The 26,009-nt window shown below is 70.0% G+C and carries 21 protein-coding genes; 12 read left to right on the plus strand and 9 right to left on the minus strand.

All coding sequences use genetic code 11. The features are described from left to right. Positions 1-10: 10 nt before the first annotated feature. From WMF44_RS24190 to WMF44_RS24215, 6 genes are all read right to left on the minus strand, one after another. Positions 11-586 carry an RNA methyltransferase gene (locus WMF44_RS24190; protein ID WP_437301459.1) on the minus strand — a complete coding sequence of 192 codons (576 nt, stop codon included), beginning with the start codon at positions 584-586 and terminating at the stop codon, positions 11-13. After that, a complete protein-coding gene (trmD, locus tag WMF44_RS24195; protein ID WP_437301460.1) occupies positions 583-1,377 on the minus strand; it encodes a tRNA (guanosine(37)-N1)-methyltransferase TrmD in 795 nt (264 codons plus the stop codon). The genes WMF44_RS24190 and trmD overlap by 4 nt, the downstream gene beginning before the upstream one ends. A gap of 40 nt (positions 1,378-1,417) precedes the next feature. Further along, on the minus strand, positions 1,418-1,930 hold the full coding sequence (gene rimM / locus WMF44_RS24200) for a ribosome maturation factor RimM (RefSeq protein ID WP_437301461.1): 513 nt from the start codon (positions 1,928-1,930) through the stop codon (positions 1,418-1,420). 12 nt (positions 1,931-1,942) lie between these two features. Beyond that, positions 1,943-2,194, minus strand: a complete 252-nt coding sequence (locus WMF44_RS24205) for a KH domain-containing protein (RefSeq protein WP_012237070.1) — start codon at positions 2,192-2,194, stop codon at positions 1,943-1,945. 1 nt (position 2,195) lies between these two features. Next, on the minus strand, positions 2,196-2,462 hold the full coding sequence (rpsP, locus tag WMF44_RS24210; RefSeq protein WP_012237071.1) for a 30S ribosomal protein S16: 267 nt from the start codon (positions 2,460-2,462) through the stop codon (positions 2,196-2,198). A gap of 404 nt (positions 2,463-2,866) precedes the next feature. After that, a complete protein-coding gene (locus WMF44_RS24215) occupies positions 2,867-3,049 on the minus strand; it encodes a hypothetical protein (RefSeq protein ID WP_157906850.1) in 183 nt (60 codons plus the stop codon). Between the two features lie 318 nt (positions 3,050-3,367). Here WMF44_RS24215 and WMF44_RS24220 point away from each other — a divergent pair, with 318 nt between their 5' ends. From WMF44_RS24220 to WMF44_RS24260, 9 genes are all read left to right on the plus strand, one after another. Continuing rightward, the gene (locus WMF44_RS24220) at positions 3,368-4,804 is read left to right on the plus strand and encodes a DUF4350 domain-containing protein (protein WP_437301462.1); all 1,437 of its coding nucleotides are present in this window, start codon (positions 3,368-3,370) and stop codon (positions 4,802-4,804) included. Next, on the plus strand, positions 4,801-5,778 hold the full coding sequence (locus WMF44_RS24225; protein ID WP_437301463.1) for an AAA family ATPase: 978 nt from the start codon (positions 4,801-4,803) through the stop codon (positions 5,776-5,778). The genes WMF44_RS24220 and WMF44_RS24225 overlap by 4 nt, the downstream gene beginning before the upstream one ends. A 6-nt stretch (positions 5,779-5,784) precedes the next feature. Continuing rightward, positions 5,785-7,455 carry a DUF58 domain-containing protein gene (locus WMF44_RS24230; protein WP_437301464.1) on the plus strand — a complete coding sequence of 557 codons (1,671 nt, stop codon included), beginning with the start codon at positions 5,785-5,787 and terminating at the stop codon, positions 7,453-7,455. A 9-nt stretch (positions 7,456-7,464) separates the two neighbouring features. Next, on the plus strand, positions 7,465-8,295 hold the full coding sequence (gene rsmA, locus WMF44_RS24235) for a 16S rRNA (adenine(1518)-N(6)/adenine(1519)-N(6))-dimethyltransferase RsmA (RefSeq protein ID WP_437301465.1): 831 nt from the start codon (positions 7,465-7,467) through the stop codon (positions 8,293-8,295). 248 nt (positions 8,296-8,543) lie between these two features. Further along, positions 8,544-9,968, plus strand: coding sequence for a F0F1 ATP synthase subunit beta (atpD, locus tag WMF44_RS24240; RefSeq protein ID WP_012237076.1), 1,425 nt, complete (start codon positions 8,544-8,546; stop codon positions 9,966-9,968). Between the two features lie 7 nt (positions 9,969-9,975). Continuing rightward, entirely contained in the window at positions 9,976-10,533 is a 558-nt protein-coding gene (gene atpC / locus WMF44_RS24245; protein ID WP_437301466.1) for an ATP synthase F1 subunit epsilon, read from the plus strand. A 199-nt stretch (positions 10,534-10,732) separates the two neighbouring features. After that, positions 10,733-12,682, plus strand: a complete 1,950-nt coding sequence (dnaG, locus tag WMF44_RS24250; protein ID WP_437301467.1) for a DNA primase — start codon at positions 10,733-10,735, stop codon at positions 12,680-12,682. 118 nt (positions 12,683-12,800) lie between these two features. Next, positions 12,801-14,720 carry an RNA polymerase sigma factor RpoD gene (gene rpoD, locus WMF44_RS24255; protein WP_437301468.1) on the plus strand — a complete coding sequence of 640 codons (1,920 nt, stop codon included), beginning with the start codon at positions 12,801-12,803 and terminating at the stop codon, positions 14,718-14,720. Positions 14,721-14,831: 111 nt separating this feature from the next. After that, positions 14,832-15,143, plus strand: a complete 312-nt coding sequence (locus WMF44_RS24260) for a hypothetical protein (protein WP_437301469.1) — start codon at positions 14,832-14,834, stop codon at positions 15,141-15,143. A gap of 42 nt (positions 15,144-15,185) precedes the next feature. Here WMF44_RS24260 and WMF44_RS24265 read toward each other — a convergent pair whose 3' ends face one another. Beyond that, a complete protein-coding gene (locus WMF44_RS24265; RefSeq protein ID WP_012237081.1) occupies positions 15,186-15,968 on the minus strand; it encodes a rhomboid family intramembrane serine protease in 783 nt (260 codons plus the stop codon). 225 nt (positions 15,969-16,193) lie between these two features. Further along, positions 16,194-18,842 carry an outer membrane protein assembly factor BamA gene (gene bamA, locus WMF44_RS24270; RefSeq protein WP_437301470.1) on the minus strand — a complete coding sequence of 883 codons (2,649 nt, stop codon included), beginning with the start codon at positions 18,840-18,842 and terminating at the stop codon, positions 16,194-16,196. A gap of 310 nt (positions 18,843-19,152) precedes the next feature. Between bamA and WMF44_RS24275 the strand changes: the two genes are divergently transcribed. From WMF44_RS24275 to WMF44_RS24285, 3 genes are all read left to right on the plus strand, one after another. Next, the gene (locus WMF44_RS24275) at positions 19,153-21,555 is read left to right on the plus strand and encodes a DNA gyrase/topoisomerase IV subunit A (protein WP_437301471.1); all 2,403 of its coding nucleotides are present in this window, start codon (positions 19,153-19,155) and stop codon (positions 21,553-21,555) included. Between the two features lie 2 nt (positions 21,556-21,557). After that, complete coding sequence (locus WMF44_RS24280; RefSeq protein WP_437301472.1) at positions 21,558-23,495, plus strand: DNA gyrase/topoisomerase IV subunit B; 1,938 nt, start codon at positions 21,558-21,560, stop codon at positions 23,493-23,495. Between the two features lie 123 nt (positions 23,496-23,618). After that, positions 23,619-24,464, plus strand: a complete 846-nt coding sequence (locus WMF44_RS24285) for a helix-turn-helix domain-containing protein (protein WP_437301473.1) — start codon at positions 23,619-23,621, stop codon at positions 24,462-24,464. 85 nt (positions 24,465-24,549) lie between these two features. On the opposite strand, the gene WMF44_RS24290 is transcribed toward WMF44_RS24285, so the two are convergent. After that, positions 24,550-25,368: a carbon-nitrogen hydrolase family protein gene (locus tag WMF44_RS24290; RefSeq protein ID WP_437301474.1), complete on the minus strand. Its 819-nt coding sequence runs from the start codon at positions 25,366-25,368 to the stop codon at positions 24,550-24,552. Between the last annotated feature and the right edge of the window lie 641 nt (positions 25,369-26,009).

The following is a 26,009-nucleotide window of genomic DNA, read 5'->3' on the forward strand; positions in this document are numbered from 1 at the left end:
CCACGCGAGATCACCCGGCGTTCCGGTCGCCGAGCAGCCGATCGAGCGTGATCGCGCACGCCGCGCGCACGCTCAGGTGGTTGTATCCGGTGCTCGCCTCCGCCCTGATCGGCTCGATCCGGACGTCGGCATCGGCGACGACCTCTGGCGCGAGGCCCCAGCCCGTGCCGAACAGGATCACCACCGGATCGCTCGCTTGCGCGAGGCGCGCGCGGGTCGCTGCGTAGCTCGTCACCGGGAGCCCTCGCGAGGCCGCCGCGGTCGTCCAGACCTCGACGCCGCGCCGACCTGCGCCGCTCAGCGCGGAGTACACGTCGTCCAGGCTGGGGACCACGCTCAGCACATCGAGCGCGACCGCGCGATCCGGGATCCGGCGCTTGCCGGAGCCGATCACCCAGTGTTCCTTGATCCGCTCTGCCAGCGCGCGCTGAGCGGCGACCGGGTGAACGACGAAGAGCCGCTCGGCGCCGTACGTGCGCGCGCTCCGCGCCATGTCGTGCAGATCGAGGTTCGTGATCGCCGTGGTCACCGTCTCCCCGGACCGGTCGAGCACGGGGTAGTGAACGAGCGCGAGCGCGAGCCTCATCGCCGCGCCTCGCCGCTCTCGTCCGGGGGCGGCTCTCCCCCCCGCGCCTTGCGCCAGAGGTCGGGCCTGCGCTGGGCCGTCCGCAGCTCGGCCTCCGCTCGTCGCCAGCGCGCGATGGCCGCGTGGTTCCCTTGCTGCAGCACGTCGGGCACCTTGTGCCCACGGAACTCCACGGGACGGGTGTACTGCGGGTACTCCAGGAGCCCTGCCAGCGCGGGGCTGTGCGACTCGTGCTCCGCCGACACAGCGTTCCCGAGCACCCCTGGGAGCAGGCGCACGCACGCATCGATCACCGCCATCGCCGCAACCTCGCCGCCGGTCATCACGAAGTCGCCGAGCGAGATCTCCTCATCGACGAAAGCGCGCACCCGCTCGTCGAACCCCTCGTAGCGACCGCAGACGAGCGCGACGGCAGGGCGCGCCGCGAGCTCGATGGCCTTCTCCTGACGGAAAGGCTGCCCTTGCGGCGTGAGCAGCACCCGGTGCGCGCGCGGCAGAGGCCCCGAGGACGCCGTCGCGTCGGCCCCGGGAGGCGCGCCCGACGCACCGCCTTCGGCGGCGGCTTCGTCGAGCGCCTCCAGGCAGCGGACGATGCAGTCGACGCGCATCACCATGCCGGAGCCGCCGCCGTAAGGCGTGTCATCCACGCTCCGGTGCCGGCCGAGGCCAAACTCACGCGGGCTGCGCGTCCGCACGGCGAGCGCACCCGACGCGAGCGCGCGCCCGACCATGCCGATCGCCAGGAACCCCTCGAACAGCTCCGGAAACAGGGTGACTACGTCGATGCGCATCGAACTTGCCGAGGCGGGCTCCCTTGCGTGGAACGGCGGCTCAGACGAGGCCTTCCAGCGTGGCCAGCTGGACGACCTGCCGCTCCGCGTCCACGCTGCTGACGAAGCTCTCGGTCAGCGGGATCTCGATGGAATCTGCGCCCTGCCTCTCCACGACGAGCACATCGCAGGTCGGGTACGACTGGAGCGACCTCACGTGCCCGAGCAGATCGCCGTCGGGCGTCATCACGCGCGCCCCCTCCACGTCGCAGGCGTAGAACTCGCCCTCGGAGAGCGGCGCGAACGCGTCCCGAGGGACGCACACCGTCGCTCCGCGCAGGGCCTCGGCCGCGTCCCGGTCGTCGATCCCGGCGATCCGCACGAGCAACGCCTTGTCGACGGGCCGCGTCGCCACGATCTTCGCGTCCCGCGCAGAGCCGTCGGGAAGGCGCAGCTTGATCGGAGGGCGCGTGAGGAGCAGGTCGGACGCCTCGTTGTAGAGGCGCAACCGCAGCTCCCCCTGAACGCCGTGCGGACGGGCGACATCCGCGACGGGAACGTAGCGTCGCTCCACGTCGGGCTCGTCTCAGTCGAGAATGTCGAGGTGCGCGCGGCGCCCCGACTTGCTCGCGGCGGCGCTCAGCAACGTCCTGATCGACTGCGCTGTGCGCCCGTCCTTGCCGATCACCTTGCCGATATCCTCGCGCGCGACCGTCAGCTCGATCCGGGGGAAGCGGTCTCCCGCGACCTCGCGCACGACGACCCGGTCCGGCTGATCGACGAGCGCGCGGGCAACGAGCGCGACGAGATCGACCAGCGGAGACGTCGACGAGGCCATGCTACTTCGCGGCGTCCGCGGGGGCGGCCGCCTGGGCCAGCCCAGGGTGCTTCAGGAGCAGCGCCACCGTGTGCGTCGGCTGGGCGCCGTTCGAGATCCAGTGCCTCACGCGGGGAACATCGAGGCGGATCTCGGTCCTGCGCGGGTCGTACGTGCCCAGCCGCTCGATGAACCTGCCGCCGCGCGGGCTGCGCTGGTCGGCGACGACGATGCGGTAGAAGGGCGTCTTCTTGGTGCCCGCGCGGGCGAGGCGAATATGAACGGCCATCTGTAGAACCTCGATCGATATGGAAGAGCCCGTGCCCACGTTGTGCACGGCCTGCTCTGGAGGCGCCGGAGCGTAGCTCGTTCAGTGCTCCGCGCCAGAAGTGGGGGCGCAACGTAGGCGAAGATCCTGCCGAGGGTCAACCCCGCACGAGCAGGGCACGTCCGCGGAGGACAACTTTCAGGCCCTCGCGGCCTGCTCGAAGCCCCTCTCGCTCAATCGCCAACCGTCCTCGCCGGACGAGCCCGGTGCCAGCGCGGAGCCGAGATCCGCGTGCATGCACGGTCGCCAACTTCGTGGAATTTGCGAGAAAAACAGGGAATGTCTCGGAGGTACGTCGTCCAGGACACCCTGCCGGAGCGGCGCTTCCAGCGGGGTTCACGCGGGAGCGCGTGCACCACGTGGCGTCAGCCCAGATCGAGGATGATGACGCCCCGGTTGGGATCGTCCTCTTCCGAGTCCGGAAGACGACGAGGTGCGGGGTAGCGTTCGATCGGCAGCTCGAGGCGCGGTCGAATTTCTTCTCTTCTGGACCGATCCTTCTCTTCTTCGCGCTGCCGTATTTGCTCGATGATGAACGGAGGAAGCATCGACTAACCCCTCCACCTCGTAGAGTGCTCGGCTGAATTGGTGGAACGAGGTCTGCGAGAAAGCACCCCGCTCTTAGAAGCGAATCTAGCAATGTGGGATGGCGGGTCAAGGTTATCGGTCGGGCCGACAGTGGTATGTTCGCAGCGCTCATGACGCGGCACGGCGCGTGGTTTGCGCACGCATGCTCCTCAGGCTCAAGGTCCGGTCCCGGGTCGGGTTCTGCTTCTGGTTCCGGTTCCGGTTCCGGTTCCAGTTCCAGTTCTGGTTCCGGCTCCAGTTCCGGTTCCGAACTTGTTCGGGAAGACCGGCGTCGGCCGGTGCGCTCGCACGTCACATCCTGCTCCTTCCTGGCGGCGCTGGTCGCACTGATGGCGCTGCTCGCGCCCGCCCGAGCAGCGGGCGCCGCCTTCGACGTGAACGACCCGAGCTGGGAGGGTTGCTCGGAGCTTCTCGAGATCGCGCGCGCGGAGCTGGGGGCCGCGAGGGTCCACCCCGTCGCTGTGCTCGATTGGAGCCAGGTCGGCCCCGAGGACGGCATCCTGGTCCTCCACCCGCTGCAAACGCTCGACGCTGACGAGACGACCGCCTTCATGAAGGCCGGCGGGCGGCTCGCCATCATCGACGACTTCGGCCGCGGCGACGACACGCTCCGGCGATTCCAGATCGAGCGCATCCCGACGCCAGCCCGGCCGCTCGCCGCGCTCCGGAACCGGCCCTCCCTCGCGATCGCGGAGCCGGTCGCCGACACCGTCGGGGGCCACTCCGTCGGCCGGCACCCCGTCGTCAGCCACGTCGAGCGGCTCGTCACGAACCACGCGACCGGCCTCCGGCACCCGAACCTCTCGCCCGTGCTGCGGATCCGCGCCGTCAGCGAGCCGGACGTGATCCTCGCCGTCGCCGGGCAGGTCGGCAAGGGCCGGCTCTTCGCGATGGGCGACCCGTCCGCGCTGATGAACATGATGCTCAGGTACCCGGGCAACCGCGCCTTCGCCTCGGGCCTGACGCGCTACCTGGTCGACGAGGACGGGGCTCAGCCGCGCCGAGGGCGGCTCCACATCGTCGCGAACCGGTTCGACGAAGAGAGCTCGTTCGGCGGCGAGACGTCGCTCCGAAAGGACTTCGACGCGCAGGTCAAGGCGCTCGCGAGCGCCGTCGAGGACGCCCGCCGGGACGGGCTTCCGGGCGGCGCCCTCCTCGCGCTCGCGGCGCTCGCCGGCCTCGGCCTCGCGATCTGGACCGCGCGCGCCTCCGCACGGCCCTACAGGAGCCCGCTCCCCCGGTATGCTCGCCCGACGCCGCTCGTCGCGCAGGGAGGCGCAGCCGGGCGCTTCGCCGTCCTCGCCGCCCCCTCTTCCCCGCGGGGCCTCGCGTTCCTCGAGCTGAAGAGCGCCCTGTTCGAGGCGCTGTCCTTGCGGTTCGGCCTGGAGGCGAATCCGGCGCAGGAGACGGTCGCGCGGCTCGTGGCGCGAGAGGGATCTCTTGACGAGCGAGCCCTCTCGGCCTTCAAGGATGTTCTGGGCACCATGTACCGAGTCGAAGCGTCCGTCGTCGCCGGCAAGCCGGCGAACGTGTCGAGGCCTGCGCTCTTGCACGCCGCCGACGTCGTGCGGCATGTCCTCGCCGCCTGCGGCGCCGACGGCCGGAAGCCACCGCGCGGACGTCACCCCGGCGCGCCCCCCGATCCTGCGACGGCGTCCCCGTCGCCAACAGACGCGAAGCTCGCACCACCCCACTCAGACAAAGGCGCTCGATGAACCAGGTTCAGGCCGTCGCCGTCGACGAAATCTCCGCGGCAAAGGAGCGGATCGAGGCGGTCCGGCGAGAGATCACGCGCGTTTACATCGGTTCGTCGCGCGCCCTCGATCTGATGCTCACCGCCCTGCTGGCGCAGGGGCACGTGCTGCTGGAGGGCGTCCCCGGCGTCGCGAAGACCACGCTGGTCAAGGCGTTCGCGGCCGCGCTGGGCGCGTCGGTCCGGCGGATCCAGTTCACGCCCGATCTCCTGCCCGCCGACATCACGGGGACCTATGTCCTGTCGCCCAAGGAGGGGACCTTCACGCTGCGCCCCGGTCCGATCTTCGCGAACCTCGTGCTCGCCGACGAGATCAACCGCGCCCCGGCGAAGACCCAGTCGGCCCTCCTGGAGGCCATGCAGGAGCGACAGGTGACGATCGAGGGAGATCGCTTCGAGCTGCCGTCGCCCTTCATGGTGCTCGCGACGCAGAACCCGATCGATCTCGAGGGGACCTACCCGCTGCCCGAGGCGCAGATCGACAGGTTCCTCATCCGGGTCAGCCTCGGCTACCCGCAGCACAAGGACGAGGTGGCGATGCTCCGCGCGCACAACGTCGAGGCGCCGCGGGCGCGGGCGACGCTCTCCGTCCAGGACCTCCTCATGCTGCAGGGCGTCGCGCGAAGGATCCACGTCGAGGACGACCTGTACGAGTACGCGGTGAACCTCACCGCGTTCACGCGCACGCACCCTCGCGTGCTGCTCGGCGCATCGCCGCGGGCCACGCTCGCGCTGGTCCAGGCGGCCAAGGCGGCGGCGGTGATCGGCGGGCGCCCGTTCGTCACGCCGGACGACGTGCGCGGCATGGCACAAGCGACGCTGGCCCATCGCCTGGTGCTGGTACCCGAGGCCGACGTGGATCCCAAGGCGCGCGACACGATCGTCGACGAGGCGGTCCAGCGCGTGGGGTACCGGCGCGCGGCGCGGCCGGCGTAGATCCGCATGCAGCTCTACCCCACGCGCACCGCCGCCCACCTGGCCATCGCCGGCGTCGCGGTCATGGGCGCCGGGCTCATCGCGCGCGAGCCGGCGATCGTCGGCTGGGGCGGGGCGATCCTGGTCGCGATCGCGCTCGCCCGCGGCGTGACGCTGGTGTCGGTGGCGCGCATCCGCGCGGCTGGGTTCGAGATGCTCTGGGGCGGCTCGCGGCGGATCCTCCGTTCCGCGCGCGGAGGCACCGTGGAGATCGAGGCCGAGGTTCGGAACCGCGACACCCTCGCGGCTCGCTACGTCAAGCTGCGCACCATCGCGTCGTCGCAGCTCGACGTGCGCATCGAGCCGAACCGCGGCGAGGTCTCCGCCTCGGGTCGGCTCAAGGTGAAGGTCATCGTGCGAACGCCGCGCGTCGGCCAGCACGGGCTCCACGGGCTCGCGCTCGAGGTCCACGGCGCCCCGGGCCTCTTCGAGGTGCCCCTGACCTTCGCGAACCCGTATGGCATCGAGGTGCTCCCGCGGCCCTTCATGCCGTACCTGACGCAGCCGCGCGGAGGACGCAGTCACCTCCTCGCAGCCTCCGGCAAGCCCGGGCGCGTACGCGGCGAAGGCGACGACCTGCGCGAGCTGCGAGAGCACCAGCCGGGGGACCCGTTCCGGAAGATCGCGTGGAAGGCCAGCGCGCGCCGGGGCACACTGCTCGTGCGGGAGTTCGAGCGCGAGGAGCGGGATGTGGTCTGGATCCTCGTCGACGCGGCCGTGGAGCTCTGGGCGGGCCCGCTCGGCCGCGCGCCGCTCGATCTCATGATCGACGAGGCCGCGGCCATCGCGACGAGGCACCTCGGGCGCGGCGATCGCGTCGGGCTCATCGTCCTGGCCCCCGGCCCGCGCGTGACGATCGCGCCCGATCACGGCCCAGGGCATGGCCAGAAGATCGCGCAGGCGCTCACCGTCGGGTGCGGCACGTACGACGCGGATCGGAGCGAGCTCGACGAGACGGACGTCGCGGCGCGCGTCATCGAGCACCTCAGGCCGCTCGACGCGCGCGGGCTCGACGATCTGCGCCGCGGCGACCTCGACCGGCTGGCGGCCCGCGCGGAGTCGATGCGCGCGCGTGCGCCGTTCTCGGCGCCGGCGCCGCTCGGGCGCTCGCAGCGCGAACGGACGCTGCGCCGCTACCTCGCGAGCTACGGCATCGAGTCGCCCGCGCGCGCCGAGCCGGATCGGCGCGATCCCGCCGTGGCGGTCGCCGAGTCGCTCACGCACATCGCGCGCGCCAAGCCGCGCGCGAGCATGGTCTACGTCCTCGCGTCGCCTCCGGCCGACGCACAGCTGGGCCAGCTCTCGGAGGCCGTGCGTCGGCTCTCGCGGAAGGCTGTTCACGTGGTGTGGACGCTCCCGGATCTCGAGCCAGGGCTCGGGCCTCCCTGGGAGGCGCCGCGACCGCAGGACGGCGAGGGCGACGAGGGGCAGAGCGGCCCCACGCCGTCCAGCAAGGCGTTCCAGGAGCTCGCGCCGATCGCGGCCGAGGCGGTGCTCATCCGCGCGCGGGTGGCTCAGACCCGCCGCGAAGCCGCGCTCCGCAAGGCCGGCGTGCGCGTGGTGCGGCTGCGCGCGGCGGCCGCGCCGAGCAGAGCCGCAGACGTAGCCCACGACGGGGCGCACCCACCGCAGATCTGAGGACGGGCGATGGCCATCGCAGAGCTCTTGCGCACACGCGGTCTCTCCCCGAAGAAGGGGTTCGGGCAGAACTTCCTCGTCGACGTCGATGCGGCGCGCCGGATCGCCGAGGCGGCCACGACGACGGAGGGCGGCGCGGTGATCGAGATCGGAGCAGGGCTCGGCGCGCTCACGCGGCCGCTCCTCGATCGCGCCGCGCACGTCGTCGCCATCGAGCGCGATCGCGACCTCGTCCCGATCTTGCGCGAGCAGCTCGCTGGGCCGATCGAGGAAGGCCGCTTGACGCTGCTCGAGGCCGACGCAGCGCAGGTCGACTGGGTCGGCGCGCTCTCCGGCCACGCGCGGCCGCACGCGGTGGCGGGCAACCTCCCGTACCACATCACGGGCCGGCTCCTCGAGCAGGCGACCACCGTCGCGCACCAGATCGATCGCGCGGTGTTCATGGTGCAGCTCGAGGTCGCGGATCGCCTGGTCGCGGCCCCGGGCAGCGCCGACTACGGCGCGCTCTCGGTCTTCGTGCAGGCCGCGTTCGACGTGCGCCGCCTCCTGATCGCGCGCGCCGGCGCGTTCTACCCGAGGCCCGAGGTCGACTCGGCGGTCGTCGTGCTGACGCCGTGGCGCCCGCGGCGCGCCGAGGAGACGGACGCCTTCCGCGCCGCCGTGCGCGCCGCGTTCTCGGCGCGCCGCAAGACGCTCCGGAACGCCTGGAAGAACCTCTATGGCTGGTCCTCCCAGGAGCTCGAGCGGCACGCGAAGGACGCCGGCATCTCGCTCGACGCTCGCGGCGAGACGCTCAGCGTGGAGGCGTTTGCGCGGATCGCCGCCTTTAGAGGACGCTGAGCGCCCGCCGCGCGCCGGCGCCCCGTCGCCGGAGCCGGAGCCGGAGAGTGATGCGAGATTGGACGTCGCACACGGACGTCCTGCGTGGAGCCCAGCCCCGGAAAACACGCCCACGACCGCGCGTCCGCAGCGACGCGGCCGTCAAAAATCCCGCAGAATTTCTGGCACACGGCACTAGTCGGACGCGCAGGTCCGTGCTAGTGGGCCCCGCGACTCGTCAAAGCACGTACGAGGAGGGCTCCCGCTCCATGGTTGTTGGAAAGATCACCCAGGTCATCGGACCGGTCGTCGATGTCGATTTCCCGGCTGGCCAGCTGCCCAAGATTCTGAACGCGCTCAAGCTGAGCAACCCGAGCATCTCGGCTGAGCCGGACAACCTCGTGCTCGAGGTCGCCCAGCACCTCGGCGAGTCGTCGGTGCGCACGATCGCGATGGACTCCACCGACGGCCTCGTGCGCGGGATGGAAGTCCGCGACACGGGCAAGCCCATCATGGTGCCGGTCGGCAACGAGTGCCTCGGCCGGATCCTGAACGTCGTCGGTGTGCCGATCGATGAAGCCGGGCCCGTGCACGCCAAGAAGGTGGCGCCGATCCACCGGGAGCCGCCCCCGTTCATCGAGCAGTCGACCAAGGTCGAGGTCTTCGAGACGGGCATCAAGGTCATCGACCTGATCGCCCCCTACCGCAAGGGCGGCAAGATCGGCCTCTTCGGCGGCGCCGGCGTCGGCAAGACGGTGCTCATCCTGGAGCTCATCAACAACGTCGCGAAGGCGCACGGCGGCGTGTCCGTCTTCGCCGGCGTCGGCGAGCGGACGCGCGAGGGCAACGACCTCTTCCTCGAGATGAGCGAGTCGAAGCTCGCGGACGGCAGCCCCGTCATCTCGAAGGCCGCGCTGATCTACGGCCAGATGAACGAGCCCCCGGGCGCTCGCTCCCGCGTCGCGCTCTCGGCGCTCGCCGTGGCCGAGCACTTCCGCGACGAGGAGGGGCAGGACGTCCTCCTGTTCGTGGACAACATCTTCCGGTTCACCCAGGCCGGCTCCGAGGTGAGCGCGCTCCTCGGACGCATCCCGAGCGCCGTCGGTTACCAGCCGACCCTCTCGACGGAGATGGGCGCCTTCCAGGAGCGCATCACCTCGACGACCAAGGGCTCCGTCACCAGCGTCCAGGCGATCTACGTCCCCGCGGACGACCTGACCGACCCCGCGCCCGCCACGGCCTTCGCCCACCTCGACGCGACCACCGTGCTGTCGCGCGCGATCTCGGAGCTCGGCATCTACCCGGCCGTCGATCCGCTCGACTCGAACTCGACGATGCTCGACCCCCAGATCGTCGGGGAGAAGCACTACTCCGTCGCGCGGCGCGTCCAGCAGACGCTGCAGCGCTACAAGGACCTCCAGGACATCATCGCCATCCTCGGCATGGACGAGCTCAGCGAGGACGACAAGCTCGTCGTGGCGCGCGCCCGCAAGATCCAGAAGTTCCTGTCACAGCCGTTCTTCGTGGCCGCCCAGTTCACCGGGCTCGAGGGCAAGCTCGTGCCGCTCAAGGACACGATCGCGGGCTTCGAGGAGATCCTCGACGGCAAGCTCGACCATGTCGCGGAGCAGGACTTCTACCTGGTGGGCGGCATCGAGGACGTGAAGGCCAAGGCGTCGCAGAGGGCGTCCTGACGCAGCCATGGCCGACACAATCCTCCTCGAGATCGTGACGCCTACCGGCGTCGCGCTGCGCGAGCAGGTCACGGACGTGACCGCGCCGAGCGTCGCCGGTGAGTTCGGCGTGCTCCCGGGTCACCTCCCGCTGCTCGCCGCGCTCCGGACCGGCCTCGTGACCTACCACCAGAACGGTCAGGAGCACCGCCTGGCCGTCCATCATGGCTTCGTCGAGGTCGCCGGCGACACCGCGCTGCTCCTCACCGAGCGCTTCGCGGTGAAGGACGACGTCGACGTCGTGAGGGTACGCCGCCGGCTCAAGGAGGTCGACACCGAGCTCGACCACTGGCAAGGCGACCTGACTGATCCGCGCCGCCGGGCGCTCATCGAGGAGGAGCAGTGGCTCGCCACCGAGCTCGAGCTCATCGGCGATCCGCCCCCTCCGATGGTCCGCGAAGACACGCGCTTCCTGGCCGATCACGCCGAGGCGCCGCCGGTCGACGAGATGGTCGAGGCTTCCCAGCCCGACGAGAGCCTGACGGACCACAAGAAGCCCGGCTCTCCGTTCCCCGATCCGAAGTGACGCCTCTGGCGGCTACCGCCTTGCACGTGCGGCCGCCGCACAGGACACTTGTCTCCACACAGGCCGCGAGGGACTGGGAAGTCTCCCGCCTCGCGAGCCGCCCGTACCACCGAGGCGCTGGCGCGGACGCCGCCACGCCGTCTGAGTCCACCCGTGATGATCCTCGGGCCCCGCACGCACGGAGCCCCCAAGGCAGCCCATGATCTCTCCGGAGACGATCGCGCTCGTGAAAGAGCGCACGGATCTCGTAGCGCTCATCGGCGAAAGCGTGCGCCTCGCCCGCCGAGGGCACTCCTTCACCGGGCTGTGCCCCTTTCACAAGGAGAAGACGCCCAGCTTCCACGTGAGCCCGAACCGCGGGTTCTACCACTGCTTCGGCTGCAAGGAGACCGGCAGCGCCATCGACTTCGTGATGAAGCTCGAGGGCCGGACGTTCGCCGAGGCGATCCGCGCGCTCGCCGAGCGCGCCGGCATCGAGGTGGCGGAGTCGCTGACCGAGGCCGAGCGGCGCGAGGCGCAGGCGGCGCGCAGGTCGAAGGACGACCTCTACGCCGTCAACCACCTCGCCGCGACGTTCTTCGAGCACAGCCTCCGCGGGGGGCCGGGCAGCGCTCCTCACCCGCTCGCGCGCTACGCGCACGAGGAGCTCGAGCGGCGCGGCCTGCCCCTCCGCGACGGTGATGGAGCCGCCGACCCGATCGCCGACGCCCTCCAGGCGTTCCGGATCGGCTACGCCCCGTTCGGCTGGGACGGGCTCTCCACGTACCTGCGACAGCAAGGCGTCTCCCCGGTCCTCGCGGAGCGCGTCGGGCTCCTCGTGCCGCGCTCGTCGGGGAGCGGACACTACGACCGCTTCCGGCACCGGCTCATGTTCGCCGTCACCGACGTGATGGGCCGGGTGATCGCGTTCAGCGGACGCGCGCTGCCCGATCCCAGCCCTTCCGAGCTCTCGTCGCTCGGCCTCACCGGCCCTGCGCCGCAGGCCGACGGCGCGCCGGCGAAGTACATCAACAGCCCCGAGTCGCCGATCTACACGAAGGGCGAGCACCTCTTCGGGCTGCACCAGGCGCGCCAGGCGATCCGCCAGCGCGGCGAGGCGATCCTCGTGGAAGGCAACTTCGACGTCGTCGCGCTCCACGCGCGCGGCATCGGCCAGGCGATCGCCCCGCTCGGCACCGCCTTCACGCCCGGGCAGGCGAAGCTCATCAAGCGCTTCGCGCCCGCGGTCATCCTGCTGTTCGACGGCGACGCGGCCGGCAAGAAGGCCACGCGCGCGGCGCGCGCCCCGTGCCGTGAGGCGGGGCTCAGCGCGCGCGTCGCCGTGCTGCCTCCCGGCGTCGATCCGGACGACCTCGCGCGCAAGCACGGCCCGGAGGCGATCGCGCGCATCGTCAAGGCGGCGCGCGGCCTGCTCGAGCACCTGATCGACGAGGCGCTCGACGGCGACAGCTTCGGAGGCTCGTCGCTGCCCGAGCAGCTCGCCCGCGTGCGCGCCGTGACGTCGCTGCTCGCCGACGAAGACGACCCGAACCTCAGGATGATGGCGAAGCTCTACGCCGATCGCCTCTCGTCGAAGCTCGTGATCGGCGGCCGCTCACCGGACGACCTCCGGCAGCTGGAGCGCGTCGTCGAGGAGTCCCTCTCCCGCCCGAGGAGCCAGGCAACCCGAGAGGTGACCCCCTCCGGACAGACGACCGAGACGTGGGAGCGCGCTCGCTCGCGCACGCAAATCCAGGAGGTAAGCCTGGAGATCCTGGGTGCGATCCTCGATTTTCCCGAGCTTCTGGCCGACGAGGATCTCCAGACGGCGCTGGAGTGCCTCGAAGGCGACGTCGCCCTGGCAATTGTTGCGGCGCGTCAAAATTTCACTTTTGAAATGGGTCTTGCCGCCAGCGAATTTCTTGCGCAAGTCCCGGCTCCGATCCATTCATTCGCGGCTGGACGGCTGGTCTCGCCTGTCTTCGAAGCGGCCTCAACGGCCAAGGCGACGCTCTTGGAGAATTCACAAAAGTTGAGCAGGCAAGCCCTGGCGCGACAGAAAGCAGCCGTCGTGAGCCAGCTCCAGAAGAGCGCGGTCGACGCTGATGCTGAAAACGCTTTGCTGCGTGAGCTATTCCAGCGAAGAGCGGGGGGTCTCGGTCTTCCTTGATGCGTTCCGGGTCGCCTCGCCGTGGTGACTCGACGTGCGTGATCCCTAGAGTTTATCGGAGTCATTTGGTGTCTTGTCGGTCGCGGCGAGCTGATCGCCGTAAGTGGAGCATGAGGTAATGGCGAGCAAGGCCAAGCAATCTTCCGGTCGGGCAGGCGGGGTCGCGAGGGCTGCGGGGGGCGGCGCGCTGAACGGCGCGCGGCACGCATCGACACGCGGGCACGCCGAGGGGGGGGCGCGCCCTAGCAACAAAGGAGACGCGGGCATCCGGGCCGAGCGGTCGGAGAAGGATCGGAAGACGCTCGAAAAGCTCGTCGAAACCGGCAAGAGCAAAGGCTTTCTCACCTATGACGAGGTGAACGACGCGCTCCCCGCGGACGTCGCGCCCGATCAGCTCGACGACGTGGTGGGCGCCCTCGGCGACGAGGACATCGAGATCGTCGACGGCGCGACCCAGGTGAAGATCGCGCCGAAGCGCATCGCGGACGAGGAGGCGGGCGAGAAGAAGCTCGTCGTCACGCCCGACCGCGAGGAAGAGGACGTCGACTACTACTCGAAGTCGAACGACCCCGTCCGGATGTACCTCCGGAAGATGGGCAGCGTCTCGCTGCTCACCCGCGAGGGCGAGGTCGAGATCGCGAAGCGGATCGAGATCGGCGAGCAGAAGGTCAACGCCGCCATCCTCGACTCCCCCATCGCCGTCCGCGAGATCATCGATCTCGGAGAGAAGCTCCGGAAGCACAAGATCCGGGTGAAGGAGCTCATCAAGGACGCCGAGAACGACGACCAGGAGTTCGACGAGGAGGAGGCCGACCGGCGCATCATCCGCCTCATCGACAAGGTGAAGCGCGTCGACAAGAAGAAAGCGGAGCTCCTGGAGGAGCGCAAAGAGGTGAAGACGGAGGTCCGCCGCAAGCAGATCGACGTCGAGGTGACGCAGGCGACAGCCGAGCTCGTGACGACCCTCGAGGAGATGCGCCTCAACAAGCGGACGATCGACAAGATCGTCCAGAAGCTGAAGAGCCTCATCTCGAAGGTCGAGAAGGCCGAGGCGGGCGCGACGGAGCTGGAGCGGCGCACGGGGCTCTCGAAGGGCGAGCTCAAGCGCGAGCTCATCAAGGTGAAGGGCAACCGCGCCCTCGAGGGGCGGCTCGCCAAGAAGCTCAACGTCAACCGCGAGGAGCTCAACGACTTCGAATCGACCATCAAGAACGCCCAGAAGGGCCTGAAGAAGGTCGAGGAAGAGCTCAACATCGACGTCGCCGCGATCCGCGACACCTACGAGAACATCCGCGAGGGGGAGCGGATGGCGGAGCGCGCCAAGGCGGAGCTGGTCGAGGCGAACCTCCGCCTCGTGGTCTCCATCGCGAAGAAGTACACGAACCGCGGCCTCCAGTTCCTGGACCTCATCCAGGAAGGGAACATCGGCCTCATGAAGGCCGTCGACAAGTTCGAGTACAAGCGCGGCTACAAGTTCTCGACGTACGCGACGTGGTGGATCCGGCAGGCGATCACCCGCGCGATCGCTGACCAGGCGCGGACGATCCGCATCCCGGTCCACATGATCGAGACGATCAACAAGCTGATCCGCACCTCGCGCTACCTCGTGCAGGAGTACGGCCGCGAGCCGACCCCCGAGGAGATCGCCGAGAAGATGGAGCTCCCGCTCGACAAGGTGCGCAAGGTCCTGAAGATCGCGAAGGAGCCGATCTCGCTGGAGACCCCCATCGGCGAGGAAGAGGACTCGCACCTTGGCGACTTCATCGAGGACAAGAGCGTGATCTCGCCCGCGGAGGCCGTGATCAACATGAACCTCGCGGAGCAGACCCGTAAGGTCCTGAAGACGCTGACGCCGCGCGAGGAGAAGGTGCTCCGGATGCGCTTCGGCATCGGTGAGAAGAGCGACCATACGCTCGAAGAGGTCGGTCAGGACTTCGAGGTCACGCGCGAGCGCATCCGGCAGATCGAGGCGAAGGCGCTCCGCAAGCTCCGGCACCCCAGCCGCTCGAAGCAGCTCAAGAGCTTCATCGACAGCTAGTCCGTGGGCTGGCCTGCTCGCCAAACGAAGGCAGCTCTACCGCGCAGGCCGCGCTGCTGGCCTCTCGCTGGCCGAGCACGCGCTTGCGCGGTCGGCGAGCAACGCGCCGCCGTGGCCCTCCTCGTGCTCGCGGGCGCGGTCCTCGGCGGCTGCACCAAGACGATGTCCGAAGAAGACTGCCGCACGATCGGCGAGGGCATGCGCACCGCGTGGGCAGCGGAGGCAAAGCGGGTGGGGTCCACCGCGAAAGGGGGCCCGGGGAAAGCCTCCGTGGTGATCGACAGCGAGGGCGAGAGGCTCTCGTCGGAGTGGACATCCGACTGCAAGCGGGAGCTCGCCGGGAGCAAGGTCGACCCCGGCGAGCTCGCCTGCCTTACGCGCGCGAAGACGCTCGAAGAGCTCCGCCGGTGCGCCGCGCCCTGAACGCCTGGGAGCACGGCCGGGGCGGGGCGCCGCGCGACCCCTTCAGTTGAGGTAGCGCTTGTCCTTCGGAGGGTCCTTCTGGCCGCCGGGGATGACCCTCAGCGGGACGCCCCCGGAGCGGCCGCGCGCCGCAGGGACGCGGCGGAGCGCGGCGGACTGCGCCTGCAGCTGACGGAAGCGGATCCGCAGATAGAAGCGGCGCAGCGGGGAGAAGTCGCCGAAGAGATACCCCGCGAGCATGCCCCCGAACGGCGTGATCAGCCCCTCGGGGGGCGCGCGCATGGCGATGACGTTGAGCACCGAGATCCCGAAGATGAAGACGAGCAGCATGGTGCCCGTCACGGGGAGGACGAAGAAGAGGCGGACCGTGGCATGTCGGTGCGCGAGCGCCCACGCGACGGCGACCGCCTCGATCATCCCGAGCCCGCCGTAGAAGACCGGCCGCGCCATCTTCGGGAGGAGCGCGCCCACCGCCACCTGGAGCGCGAACGCGAAGGCGGCGGAGCCGAACAGGAACGCCAGCGTGCGTCTGGCTCCCCAGCGCTCTTCGAGCGAGGCACCGAGGAAATACAGGCCGAGCAGCGTCGTGACGAAGTGCCAGGGGTCGCTCGGGTTGTGGACGAGCGGCGCGGTGAGCAGCCGCCACACCTGGCCGTGGAGCACCTTCTCGCTGATGCCGAGGAACGGCTCGAGCACGCCTTCGCCGGCGCCCCCCCAGTTCAGGCCCAGGGTGAACATCACCCAGATACAGCCGATCGCGATCATCATCCCCAGCAGGGCCTTGCCTGGCTTGGGGAACCCCATCGAGCTGTGCTCCGGGCGCATGGATCTCCACCTAACAGCGGCGCCCCCGACGAGCAACCGCCGCCCCCGGACTCCACGGCGATCCGCCCGGCGCCCGCCCCCCTCCAGCGGCCGCGACGCCCGCTGCGCGCCATCCAGGACGCTCCGGGGCAGGGTCCGCCCGCCCGCGCACCACCCCCCCCGTCAGCCCCCCGTCAGCCCCCCCGGGGAACGCGCACGTCCCTGCTGCGCCCGCTGGCCAGGGGCTCAGAAGAAGTTGCCGATGTTGAACTCGAACTTGTACGTCTCTTCGTAGGGCAGCCGCTTGAACGGGAAGCCCCACTCGAAGCGCAGCGGTCCGAGCGGGGAGAACCACCGGAGCCCGAATCCCCACGAGGTGCGGACGTCGAGGAGGCGCTCGGCCGAGAAGCACGGGTTCGTGACGTCGTGCGGCGATGCGGGGGCGGCGTTGCAGTACAGCTTCTCGAGGTTCCAGGCGTTGCCCAGATCCGTGAAGACGACGCCCTTGATCTGCACGGCCTCGAGGATCGGGAACTCCAGCTCGAGGTTCTGGTAGTACATCAGGTTGCCGCCGATGTTCGCGCCGTTCGCGATGGGCAGCGAGTTCGGATCGAGCGACTCGCGGAGCGGGAGGCGCGGGCCGATGTCCCGGATCTCGAAGCCGCGCACGTCGAGGATGCCGCCAAGGAAGAAGCGGGCGAAGATCGGCACCCCCTGCGGGTTGGGGCTCGTCACCATGCCGGCCTCGGTGTTCAGCTTGAGGACCAGGCTGTCCGTGATCGGGTAGTAGAACCTCCCTGTGGCGCGGTACCGCAGGAACTCGTTCTCGCTGCCGAACGCGCTGTGGGCGAGCTCCACCGAGCCCTGCAGGTAAATGCCCGAGGTCGGGAAGAGCTGGTTGTTGCGCGTGTCGAAGGTGAGCGCAGGGCGGATGCTCGACGTGAGCCCGGCGTTGAAGAGGTTGTAGAGCGGGAGCCGCTGGAACGAGGCGCGCTCCTCTGCCGTGCCGAGGCCGGTGTTCGTGGCCGACGAGATCTCGTCGTTCTCCAGCGTGTAGGTCAGCTGCGCGCGCAGCTCAGGCTCGATGAGCGGGTAGCCGAGCGTGAGCGAGCCGCCGGTGGAGGTCTGCGAGAACTCCGTGTAGGTCCGCAGCTGGTTGTAGACGCTCACCGCCGCGGAGAACGGGCTGTCGAACAGGTACGGCTCGAAGAAGCGGACGTCGATGAGGCGCCGCGATCCGGAGATCTGCGCCTGGAGCGACAGCGACTGGCCGCTCCCGAGCAGGTTCGCCTGTTGGACCTGCGCCGTCGCGATGAAGTTCTCGACGCTCGAGAAGCCCGCGCCGATCTGGAAGGTGCCCGTCGGCTTCTCGCCGATGTCGACGTTGACGTTGATGTGCTGGGGGTCGTCGCCCTGCTCGGTGGAGATGTCGACCCGCTCGAAGTAGCCGAGCGCCGTGATCCGCTGCTTCGATCGCTCCAGCTTCGTCTCGCTGAACAGCCGCCGCTCCTCCACCTCCATCTCGCGGCGGATCACCTTGTCCCGCGTCTTCGTGTTGCCGCGGATCTCGATGCGCCCGAAGTAGACGAGCTGGTTTCTGCGGATGCCGACGGTGATGTCGACCTCGCGCCTGTCCGGGTCGAGCTGGGTGTCAGGCGACGCCTCGACGTTGGCGTAACCGGCGTCGCGGTAGAGCGTCTGGATCGCGCCGAGATCCTTCGCCAGCTCGGCGCGGTTGAACCAGTCGCCCGGCTTGGCCCGCACCATCTCGCGCAGCGCGCGGCGCCCGCCGAGCGGCTCGATCTCGCGGCCGTCGGCGTCGCGCTCGTAGACGCGGAGCGAGCGGATGCGGAAGCGCGGCCCCTCGTTGATCGTAATCGTGACCTCGATGCCCGTGCGGTCGGGCGTGAGCATCACCCTGGGCGTCGCGACCTGCGCCGCGAGGAAGCCACGATCGTAGTAGAGCGCGTTGATCACGAGGACGTCGCGCTCGAACGCGTCCTGGCGGAACGGACCGCCGGTGCCGAAGGCGAAGAAGCCCCCCTGCCCCGTGATCATGACCTCCCGGAGCTCCTCGTCCGAGATGTTCTGGTTGCCGATGAACGTGATGCGCCGGACGGTGACCGGGGAGTGCTCCTTGATCGTGAACTTGACGGTGACCTGGTTCTCCCGCTCCGGCTTGACCTCGTAGCTGACCTCGGCGAGGAAGAAGCCCTCCTCGGCGTACTTGTCGCGGAGCTTCTGCACGCCACGCCGGATCGCCGCGTAGCTCAGGATCGTGCCGGTCTTGATCTCGACGGAGAGCGCCTCGGTCAGATCCTCGCTGTCGATCTCCTTGTTGCCGGAGAACTCGATGGCCTTGATGCTCGGGCGCTCGCGGACCAGCACCCTCAGGCTCACGCCGTCGTCGCGGCGCGTGAGGTCGACCTCGACGTCGTCGAACAGGCCGGAGTCCCAGAGCTCGCGCACGTCGCGCGCCAGCCCCTCGGGGGTGAACGGCCTGCCGACCCGCGTCTGCCCGAGGTAGACGAGCACGTCCTCGGTCGAGACCCGCCGGTTGCCGGCGATGGCGACCTGGACGACCGGCTGCCCCCGAGCGAGCTCGGCCTCCGTGGGCGCCAGATGGATCGTCGGCTCGACGGCGTCGGCGGCGACCTGCGCAGGTGTACCGGCGCCGGGCTGGGCTCCCACGGCCGCGTCGGCCGGCGCGGGCGGCTGCGCAGCGCTGGCCGGGGCGGCAGGCGGCGCGGCGCCGCCCCGGGGCGGCTGCGCGCCCGGAGCACCTCCGGGCACCTGGGCTGCCGCGAGCCGGGGCCGTATCGCCGCCACTGCAACGAACACCAGGAAGAGGCCGAGCCAGACGAGCCGCAGCCAGCGGCCGAGAAGGCGAAGCATGGGTCGGGTGCCTGTCGCGTACAAGGCGCCACCCCGTAGCCCAGCGCGCCGTGAGTCTCAAGGGCGGACGCCGAAATCAAGGCGTCGCCGTCAGGCCGCGCTGCGCTGCCCGCGTTCGGGTCGATCTCGCGGCCATCTGACGCTATGCCAGGGTCCGCACGAGCGCAGGCGAGCACGCGCTGCCCAGAAATTCCCGCGAGGCAGCCTTGACCGAGCGCGCGCCCCTGGGTAATTGCCGAGGCTCGCCAGCGTTCACCTGAACATCGGAGCACCTGTTCGTCCGGTGCCCGCGCACTCCCTGGAGCATCGCGTGTCTCGACCCCCCTCCCTTCCGTCCGACGGTGACGCGTCCCGCAAGGGCCGCCGTGGCGGCCGGCCCGGTGACAGCGAGCCGCCGCCGCCCCCGGCGCCCGACACCTCGCTCGCCGACGAGGCGCAGCGCCGGTACCTGAACTATGCGCTCAGCGTCATCACGTCGCGCGCGCTGCCCGACGTCCGCGACGGGTTGAAGCCGGTGCAGCGCCGCATCCTCTACGCGATGCTGCACGACCTGCACCTCGGGCCGGACGCGAAGTACCGGAAGAGCGCGGCGGTCGTCGGTGACGTGATGGGCAAGTACCACCCGCACGGCGACGTCGCGATTTACGACGCGATGGTCCGGCTCGCGCAGGACTTCGTGATGCGGGCGCCGCTCATCGCCGGCCACGGGAACTTCGGCTCCGTGGACGGCGATGCGCCCGCCGCGATGCGTTACACCGAGGCGAAGCTCCGGCCCCTGGCGCTGGAGCTGCTCAGCGAGCTCGGCCAGCGCACCGTGGACTTTCGTCCCAACTACGACGGGACCCGCTTCGAGCCGATCGTCCTTCCGTCGCGCTTCCCCAACCTCCTCGTGAACGGCTCGCAGGGGATCGCGGTCGGGATGGCGACCAGCATCCCGCCGCACAACCTGGGCGAGGTGATCGACGCGTGCGTCGCGCTGATCGAGAACCGCGAGCTCACCACGCACCGCCTGCTGTCGTACGTGAAGGGGCCGGACTTCCCGACCGGAGGTCAGCTGCACGCGACGAAGAAGGAGCTCGAGGCCGTCTACACGGCAGGCCAGGGCTCGCTGAAGCTCCGCGGCGAGTGGCAGCTGGAAGAGGGCGACGGCAAGCGCGGCGCCGCTCCGCAGATCGTGATCACCTCGATCCCGTACGGCATCGAGCGGAAGGCGATCGTCGAGAAGATCGCCGAGGTGATCCTCTCCAAGAAGCTGCCGACGCTCGTGGACGTGCGCGACGAGTCGACCGGCGAGGTGCGCATCGTGATGGAGCTCAAGCGCGGCGCCGACGCGCAGCTCGTGATGGCGTACCTCTACAAACAGACGCCGCTCGCGATCAACGTGCAGGTGAACCTCACCTGCCTCGTGCCCACCGACAACGCGGAGATCGCCGCGCCGCGGCGGCTCGGTCTGCACGAGATCCTGACGAAGTTCCTCGACTTCCGCTACGCGACGGTGACGCGGCGGCTCGAGTTCGAGCTCGGCGAGCTGAGGCGGCGGATCACGATCCTCGAGGGGTTCGAGAAGATCTTCGACGCGCTCGACGAGGTGATCCGGATCATCCGCAAGAGCGAGGGCAAGGCCGACGCGGCCGAGAAGCTGATGAAGCGCTTCACCCTCAACGAGGAGCAGACGGACGCGATCCTCGAGCTCAAGCTCTACAGGCTGGCGCGGCTCGAGATCCTGCTCGTGCAGAAGGATCTCGGCGAGAAGCGCGCCGAGGCCAAGCGGATCGAAGGGCTGCTCCGGAACGACGCGAAGCGCTGGGGGATCGTCCGCGACGAGCTCGTCGAGATCAAGGGATCCTACGGCGAGAAGCGCCGCACGAAGGTGGTCGGCTCGATCGACGAGCCCGAGTACCAGGCGGAGGACTTCATCGTCGCCGAGGACGCGAACGTGATCCTCTCGGCGCAGGGCTGGGTGAAGCGGGTCCGCGAGGTGAAGGATCTGGCCTCGACGCGCATTCGCGAGGGAGACAGCGTCCTCGCGGCCGTCGCCGGCTCGACGCGGTCGACGGTCGCGTTCTTCTCGAACCTCGGCGCGTGCTACGTGTGCCGCATCCACGACGTGCCGCAGTCGACGGGCTACGGCGATCCCGTGCAGAAGCTGTTCAAGTTGGCCGACGGCGAGCGGCTGATCGCGCTGATGTCCTTCGATCCGAGGGCGCTCGACGTCCCGGCGCAGACCCCGGACTCCGCCGAGCCGGAGCCGCCCTTCGCGCTGGCGATCACCCGAGGAGGCCTCGGCTTCAGGTTCTCGCTGCGGCCGCACCGCGATCCATCGACGCGCTCCGGGCGCCGCTTCGCCAAGCTGAACGAGGGCGACGAGGTGCTCTTCGTCCACGCGGTGGACGGCGCCGACCGGGTGCTCTGCGCCTCGAGCGACGCCTGGGCGCTCAGCGTGGCCGTGGAGGAGCTCGCCCTGCTCTCCGGCCCGGGCAAGGGCTCCGTCGTCATGCGGGTCGCCGAAGGTGAGCGCCTGGTCGGCGCCGCGCTCGCCCTCGGGCCGAGCGACGTGATCACGGTCGAGACGGAGAAGGGCAAGACGCTCGAGATCGCCGCGAGCAAGATCGCCGGCCAGCGCGGCACCCAGGGCGAGCCGGTCGCGCGACGCGACCGCTTCGCCCGCGTGGTGCCGCCGGCCGTCGTCGTACCGACGCTGGAGGTGAGCTGAACATGGCCGCCACGAATTCCCCGGTCCGCGCCGCTTCCGGCGCACGTTACACGGCCGCTGACATCGAGGTGCTCGAGGGGCTCGAGCCCGTCCGCAAGCGCCCCGCCATGTACATCGGCGGCACCGACGCGAGGGGCTACCACCACCTGCTCTGGGAGATCGTCGACAACGCGGTCGACGAGGCCATCAACGGGCACGCGAAGCGGATCGAGGTGACGCTCGACGCCGATCTCCAGGGCGCCACCGTGACCGACGACGGGCGCGGCATCCCGGTGGACGTCCATCCCAGGTACAAGCGCCCCGCGCTCGAGCTCATCTTCTGCACGCTGCACGCAGGCGGGAAGTTCGCGAGCGACAACTACAAGGTCTCAGGCGGGCTCCACGGCGTCGGCTCGAGCGTCGTCAACGCGCTCTCCGAGCTCGTCGAGGTCCGGGTGCTGCGCGACGGGTTCGATCACCAGCAGACGTTCTCGCGCGGCGCGCCGACCAGCAAGCTCAAGAAGGGCGCGCCCACCCGCAAGCACGGCACGACCATCCATTTCAGGCCCGATCCGGAGATCTTCGGGCAGGGCCGGCGCTTCGATCCCGAGACCATCCGCGAGCGCCTGGAGGCCAAGGCGTACCTCCACGGAGGGCTCGAGATCGCGTTCCGCGATCTCTCGTCCGGAGAGTCGATCGAGCTCCTCCACCCGAACGGCATCGCGGACTTCTTGCCGAAGCTGGTCGCCCAGCGCGGCAAGCCGGTGACGCACCCGACCATCTTCTACGTCGCGCGCGAGGGCGAGATCCGCCTGGAGGCCGCGCTCCAGTGGACCGAGTCGACCGACGAGTACGTGAAGTCGTACGTCAACGGCATCCCGACGCACGCGGGCGGCGCGCACGAGTCCGGCTTCAGCGGCGCGATCGTGAAGGCGGTCCGCGCGTTCATGGACGCGAAGAAGGTCCAGCCGAAGGGGGTCACCCTGACGGCCGACGACATCCGCGAGGGGATCGTGGGTGTCCTGTCCATCTACATCCAGGATCCGCAGTTCCAGGGGCAGACCAAGGATCGACTCAACAACGCCGAGGCCGGCCCGGCGGTCGAGGGCATGGTCCGGCCGGCGCTCGAGCAGTGGATGCTCCACAACGGCACGGCCGGCGAGTCGATCGTGGCCCGCGCGATCCTGGCGGCGCGCGCCAGGGAGGCGCGGCGCGAGGCGACCCAGCAGGTCCTGCGCAAGACGCCGGTGTCGCACCGGCTCAACCTGCCAGGGAAGCTCGCCGACTGCGCATCGACCGATCCGAGCGAGAGCGAGCTCTTCATCGTCGAGGGCGACAGCGCAGGTGGCTCGGCCAAGCAGGGCCGAGACCGCCGGACCCAGGCGATCCTCCCGCTCCGCGGCAAGGTGCTCAACGCGGAGCAGGCCTCGACCTCGAAGGTGCTCGGCAACAAGGAGCTCCAGGACATCGTGAGCGCGCTGGGCTGCGGCTTTGGAAAGGACTTCGATGCCTCCAAGTTGCGCTACGGAAGGATTTTTCTACTCATGGACGCCGACAGCGACGGCCAGCACATCGCGACGCTGCTGCTGACGTTCTTCTACCGGCACCTGCCCGGCCTGCTCCGCGGCGGGCACGTGTTCCTGGCGCAGCCGCCCCTCTACAGGATCGACGTCGGCAAGGAGACGCACTGGGCGCTCGACGACGCGGAGCGCGACCGGGTCCTCGCGAAGCTCCCCAAGACGGCCAAGGCGGATATCTCGCGGTTCAAGGGGCTCGGCGAGATGCCCGCGGAGGACCTCAAGGCGACCACGCTCGACATCCGACGCCGGCGCGCGCTGCGCATCGTGATCGAGGGAGAGATCGAGACCGATCGCATCCTGAACGAGCTGATGGGCAAGGACGCCCAGGCGCGCTTCCGCTTCATCATGGAGCGCGCGCCGAACGCCGAGATCGACGTCTGACATCGATCCCTCGTTCGAGGGGTCGCGGCGACTCCGCGCCTCGCGCGGACCTCGTTGGATGCGCGGCCGCGCTCCAGCATTCATCCTCCCTGCCCCCCATGAGCTCGCCGCGAGGATGTCGCGATGCAGGCGACCGCCATGGCGTGCTCGTCGCGAAGACACAATGTGCCAACCGCGGGTGATCTCTGGCGCCTGTGCCACGTGAACGGCAGGCCACACCCCGTCGGACATCGCGAGCAGGCTGCCGGACAATCGCGGGATTTTGTGCTGCTGAATGCCGAACCGCGCGAGCCGAGAGCGCTGCGTCGGCTCGCGGCCTGCTGGTTGCAATACGTCGCGCCGGTGGCCGCGATGACCGCGAGACACCGCCCTTTCACCGCTGGAGAGGTACTCGTGACGACTGCGCTTCCCATCTCGACTCCGATCGCACCCTCCTCGTCCCACAGCATGCCGGCCGCATGTTCCCTGTCGGTTCCGGGCGGCGCGCCTGCCGCGCGGCCGGCGTCGCTCCCCGCGCATGGCGTCGCTGCGCCGAGCCACGGCGCGCAGCTGCCGTGCGAGCGCGCTGTGGCGACCGGCGCCTCCCGATCCACGCCACCACTGCGCTCGGCAGCCCCGCTGCCGCGCAGTACCTCGGAGCGGATCCTGCTCGGCCGCGACCGCATCCGCAGCGCCGCGGAAGCAGGCCAGAGGATCCGTTCTTACGAGGTCGCGCTGGACCTCGATCTGTCCGAGTTTCACTTCGCACGGCTCTTCCGCGCGGCCTTCGGGTCATCGCCCCACGTCTATTACGATGAGGTGCGCGCGGAGCGCGCGCGAACGCTGCTGCATGAGGGGCTAACCGAGGGAGAGGTCGCCCGCCGCATCGGCTTCCGCAGACCTGCGGAGCTCCGCGCCCTCCTGTCCAAGCGCGGCAGCACGCCGCCCTCGGCCGGAGAGACGGAGCCGAGCGACGCCTCTGCCGAGTGAGCTGACGGCAGAGATCGACCCTGCGGAGCGCGGGCACCGCAGCCTCCGGTGCGAGGACAAAGTGCTTACCCCCATGACACGACGATCAGAGCCTCCGGTGCGTGAGCGACGGTAGGTTCGCCCTGACCCGATCGAGGTAGGAGGGGTCGAGCATCGCCATCGCGATCCCCTCCCCTTCCGAGGCCTGAGCGATCACCTCACCCCACGGATCGATGACGCACGATTTCCCGAACGTCGCCCGCCCGCCAGGGTGCTTGCCCCACTGTGCCGCGGCCACGACGTACGCCTGGGCCTCGATGGCCCGCGCGCGGAGCAGGACCAGCCAGTGGTCCTTGCCGGTGAGCAGGGTGAACGCCGCAGGGACGACGATCGCCTCCGCGCCCGCGGACGAGAGCGCGCGGTAGAGCTCCGGGAACCGGACGTCGTAGCAGATCGACAGCCCGAGCTTCACGCCGTCGATCTCGGTGACGACGGGGCGATCCCCGGCGGTCGTCGACGCCGACTCGCGGTACTTCGTTCCGTCGGCGATCTCGACGTCGAAGAGGTGAATCTTCCGGTAGCGCGCGGTGAGCCGGCCGTCGGCCCCGAAGACCGCGCAGGTGTTGTACGGTCGCGCCGGATCGTGCGCGCGCTCGGGGAAGCCGCCGGCCACGATGGTCACCCGGGCGGAGCGCGCCGCGTCGGCGAGACGACGCGCGATCGGACCGCCGCCAGCGTCGAGGTCCTCCGCGATGTTGCGCTTCCCCTCCTCGTTGCCCATGTACGCGAAGTTCTCGGGCAGCACGACCGTCGTCGCCCCACGGCGCGCCGCCTCGACGACGAGCACCTCGACCCGCGCCAGGTTCTCGCTCACGTTCTCCTGGCTGGAGAGCTGAAGGGCCGCCCAGATCACCGGTTTCTCCATGCGGCAAGCCTACCGCACGGGGACCCGGCGTGGACCGCGCGCCGACGAGAGCGCAGGGCTCGTCAGATTCCTCGATCTCCGGACGCTCCCGCAGCGCCACCGGCACCTGCGCCACCTGCCCCGCCGGCGCCCGCAGCCCCACCGGCACCCGCGCCACCTGCCCCGCCGGCGCCCGCAGCCCCACCGGCACCTGCCCCAGCAGCTCCGCCAGCGCCAGCGGCACCTGCCCCGCCGGCGCCAGCGGCTCCACCGCCACCTGCCCCGCCGGCGCCAGCGGCTCCACCGCTGCCGTCCACCTCGGAGGGCGCGGCGCACTCGAGCGGCGCACCGGAGTAGGTGCACCTGGCGCTGCACGCGGCGCACACACAGGCGAGCACCCGCTGGAACATCCGGTGAGCGGCGCCCGCTTCGTCCGGGAACACACACGCCGTCTGGCAGGCTTTCTTGTGGCCGCACCCCTTGAGGCACAGGCTGATCGGCCTGCACCCGGGCTCCCCGTCGCACGCCGCGAGCTCCGCCTCGCAGCGCCCACCGCGGGACGCATGCTCGTTAAAGCAATCGCCGCAGCGGCCGGCTTCGCCGCCGTAGGCCGCGAGGCACTCGCAGACGTTCGACGACCCTTCGTGGGCGCCCGCATCGGG

Source organism: Sorangium sp. So ce426 (genome assembly GCF_051475585.1).
Lineage (GTDB): Bacteria > Myxococcota_A > Polyangia > Polyangiales > Polyangiaceae > Sorangium > Sorangium cellulosum_B.

Bases quoted from the DNA above. Each gene is read 5' to 3' on its own strand.
- WMF44_RS24190 (WP_437301459.1), bottom strand. From the start codon at position 586: ATGAGGCTCGCGCTCGCGCTCGTTCACTACCCCGTGCTCGACCGGTCC.
- trmD (WP_437301460.1), bottom strand. From the start codon at position 1,377: ATGCGCATCGACGTAGTCACCCTGTTTCCGGAGCTGTTCGAGGGGTTC.
- WMF44_RS24205 (WP_012237070.1), bottom strand. From the start codon at position 2,194: ATGGCCTCGTCGACGTCTCCGCTGGTCGATCTCGTCGCGCTCGTTGCC.
- rpsP (WP_012237071.1), bottom strand. From the start codon at position 2,462: ATGGCCGTTCATATTCGCCTCGCCCGCGCGGGCACCAAGAAGACGCCC.
- WMF44_RS24215 (WP_157906850.1), bottom strand. From the start codon at position 3,049: ATGCTTCCTCCGTTCATCATCGAGCAAATACGGCAGCGCGAAGAAGAG.
- WMF44_RS24225 (WP_437301463.1), top strand. From the start codon at position 4,801: ATGAACCAGGTTCAGGCCGTCGCCGTCGACGAAATCTCCGCGGCAAAG.
- WMF44_RS24230 (WP_437301464.1), top strand. From the start codon at position 5,785: ATGCAGCTCTACCCCACGCGCACCGCCGCCCACCTGGCCATCGCCGGC.
- rsmA (WP_437301465.1), top strand. From the start codon at position 7,465: ATGGCCATCGCAGAGCTCTTGCGCACACGCGGTCTCTCCCCGAAGAAG.
- atpD (WP_012237076.1), top strand. From the start codon at position 8,544: ATGGTTGTTGGAAAGATCACCCAGGTCATCGGACCGGTCGTCGATGTC.
- atpC (WP_437301466.1), top strand. From the start codon at position 9,976: ATGGCCGACACAATCCTCCTCGAGATCGTGACGCCTACCGGCGTCGCG.
- dnaG (WP_437301467.1), top strand. From the start codon at position 10,733: ATGATCTCTCCGGAGACGATCGCGCTCGTGAAAGAGCGCACGGATCTC.
- rpoD (WP_437301468.1), top strand. From the start codon at position 12,801: ATGGCGAGCAAGGCCAAGCAATCTTCCGGTCGGGCAGGCGGGGTCGCG.
- WMF44_RS24265 (WP_012237081.1), bottom strand. From the start codon at position 15,968: ATGCGCCCGGAGCACAGCTCGATGGGGTTCCCCAAGCCAGGCAAGGCC.
- bamA (WP_437301470.1), bottom strand. From the start codon at position 18,842: ATGCTTCGCCTTCTCGGCCGCTGGCTGCGGCTCGTCTGGCTCGGCCTC.
- WMF44_RS24280 (WP_437301472.1), top strand. From the start codon at position 21,558: ATGGCCGCCACGAATTCCCCGGTCCGCGCCGCTTCCGGCGCACGTTAC.
- WMF44_RS24285 (WP_437301473.1), top strand. From the start codon at position 23,619: ATGCAGGCGACCGCCATGGCGTGCTCGTCGCGAAGACACAATGTGCCA.
- WMF44_RS24290 (WP_437301474.1), bottom strand. From the start codon at position 25,368: ATGGAGAAACCGGTGATCTGGGCGGCCCTTCAGCTCTCCAGCCAGGAG.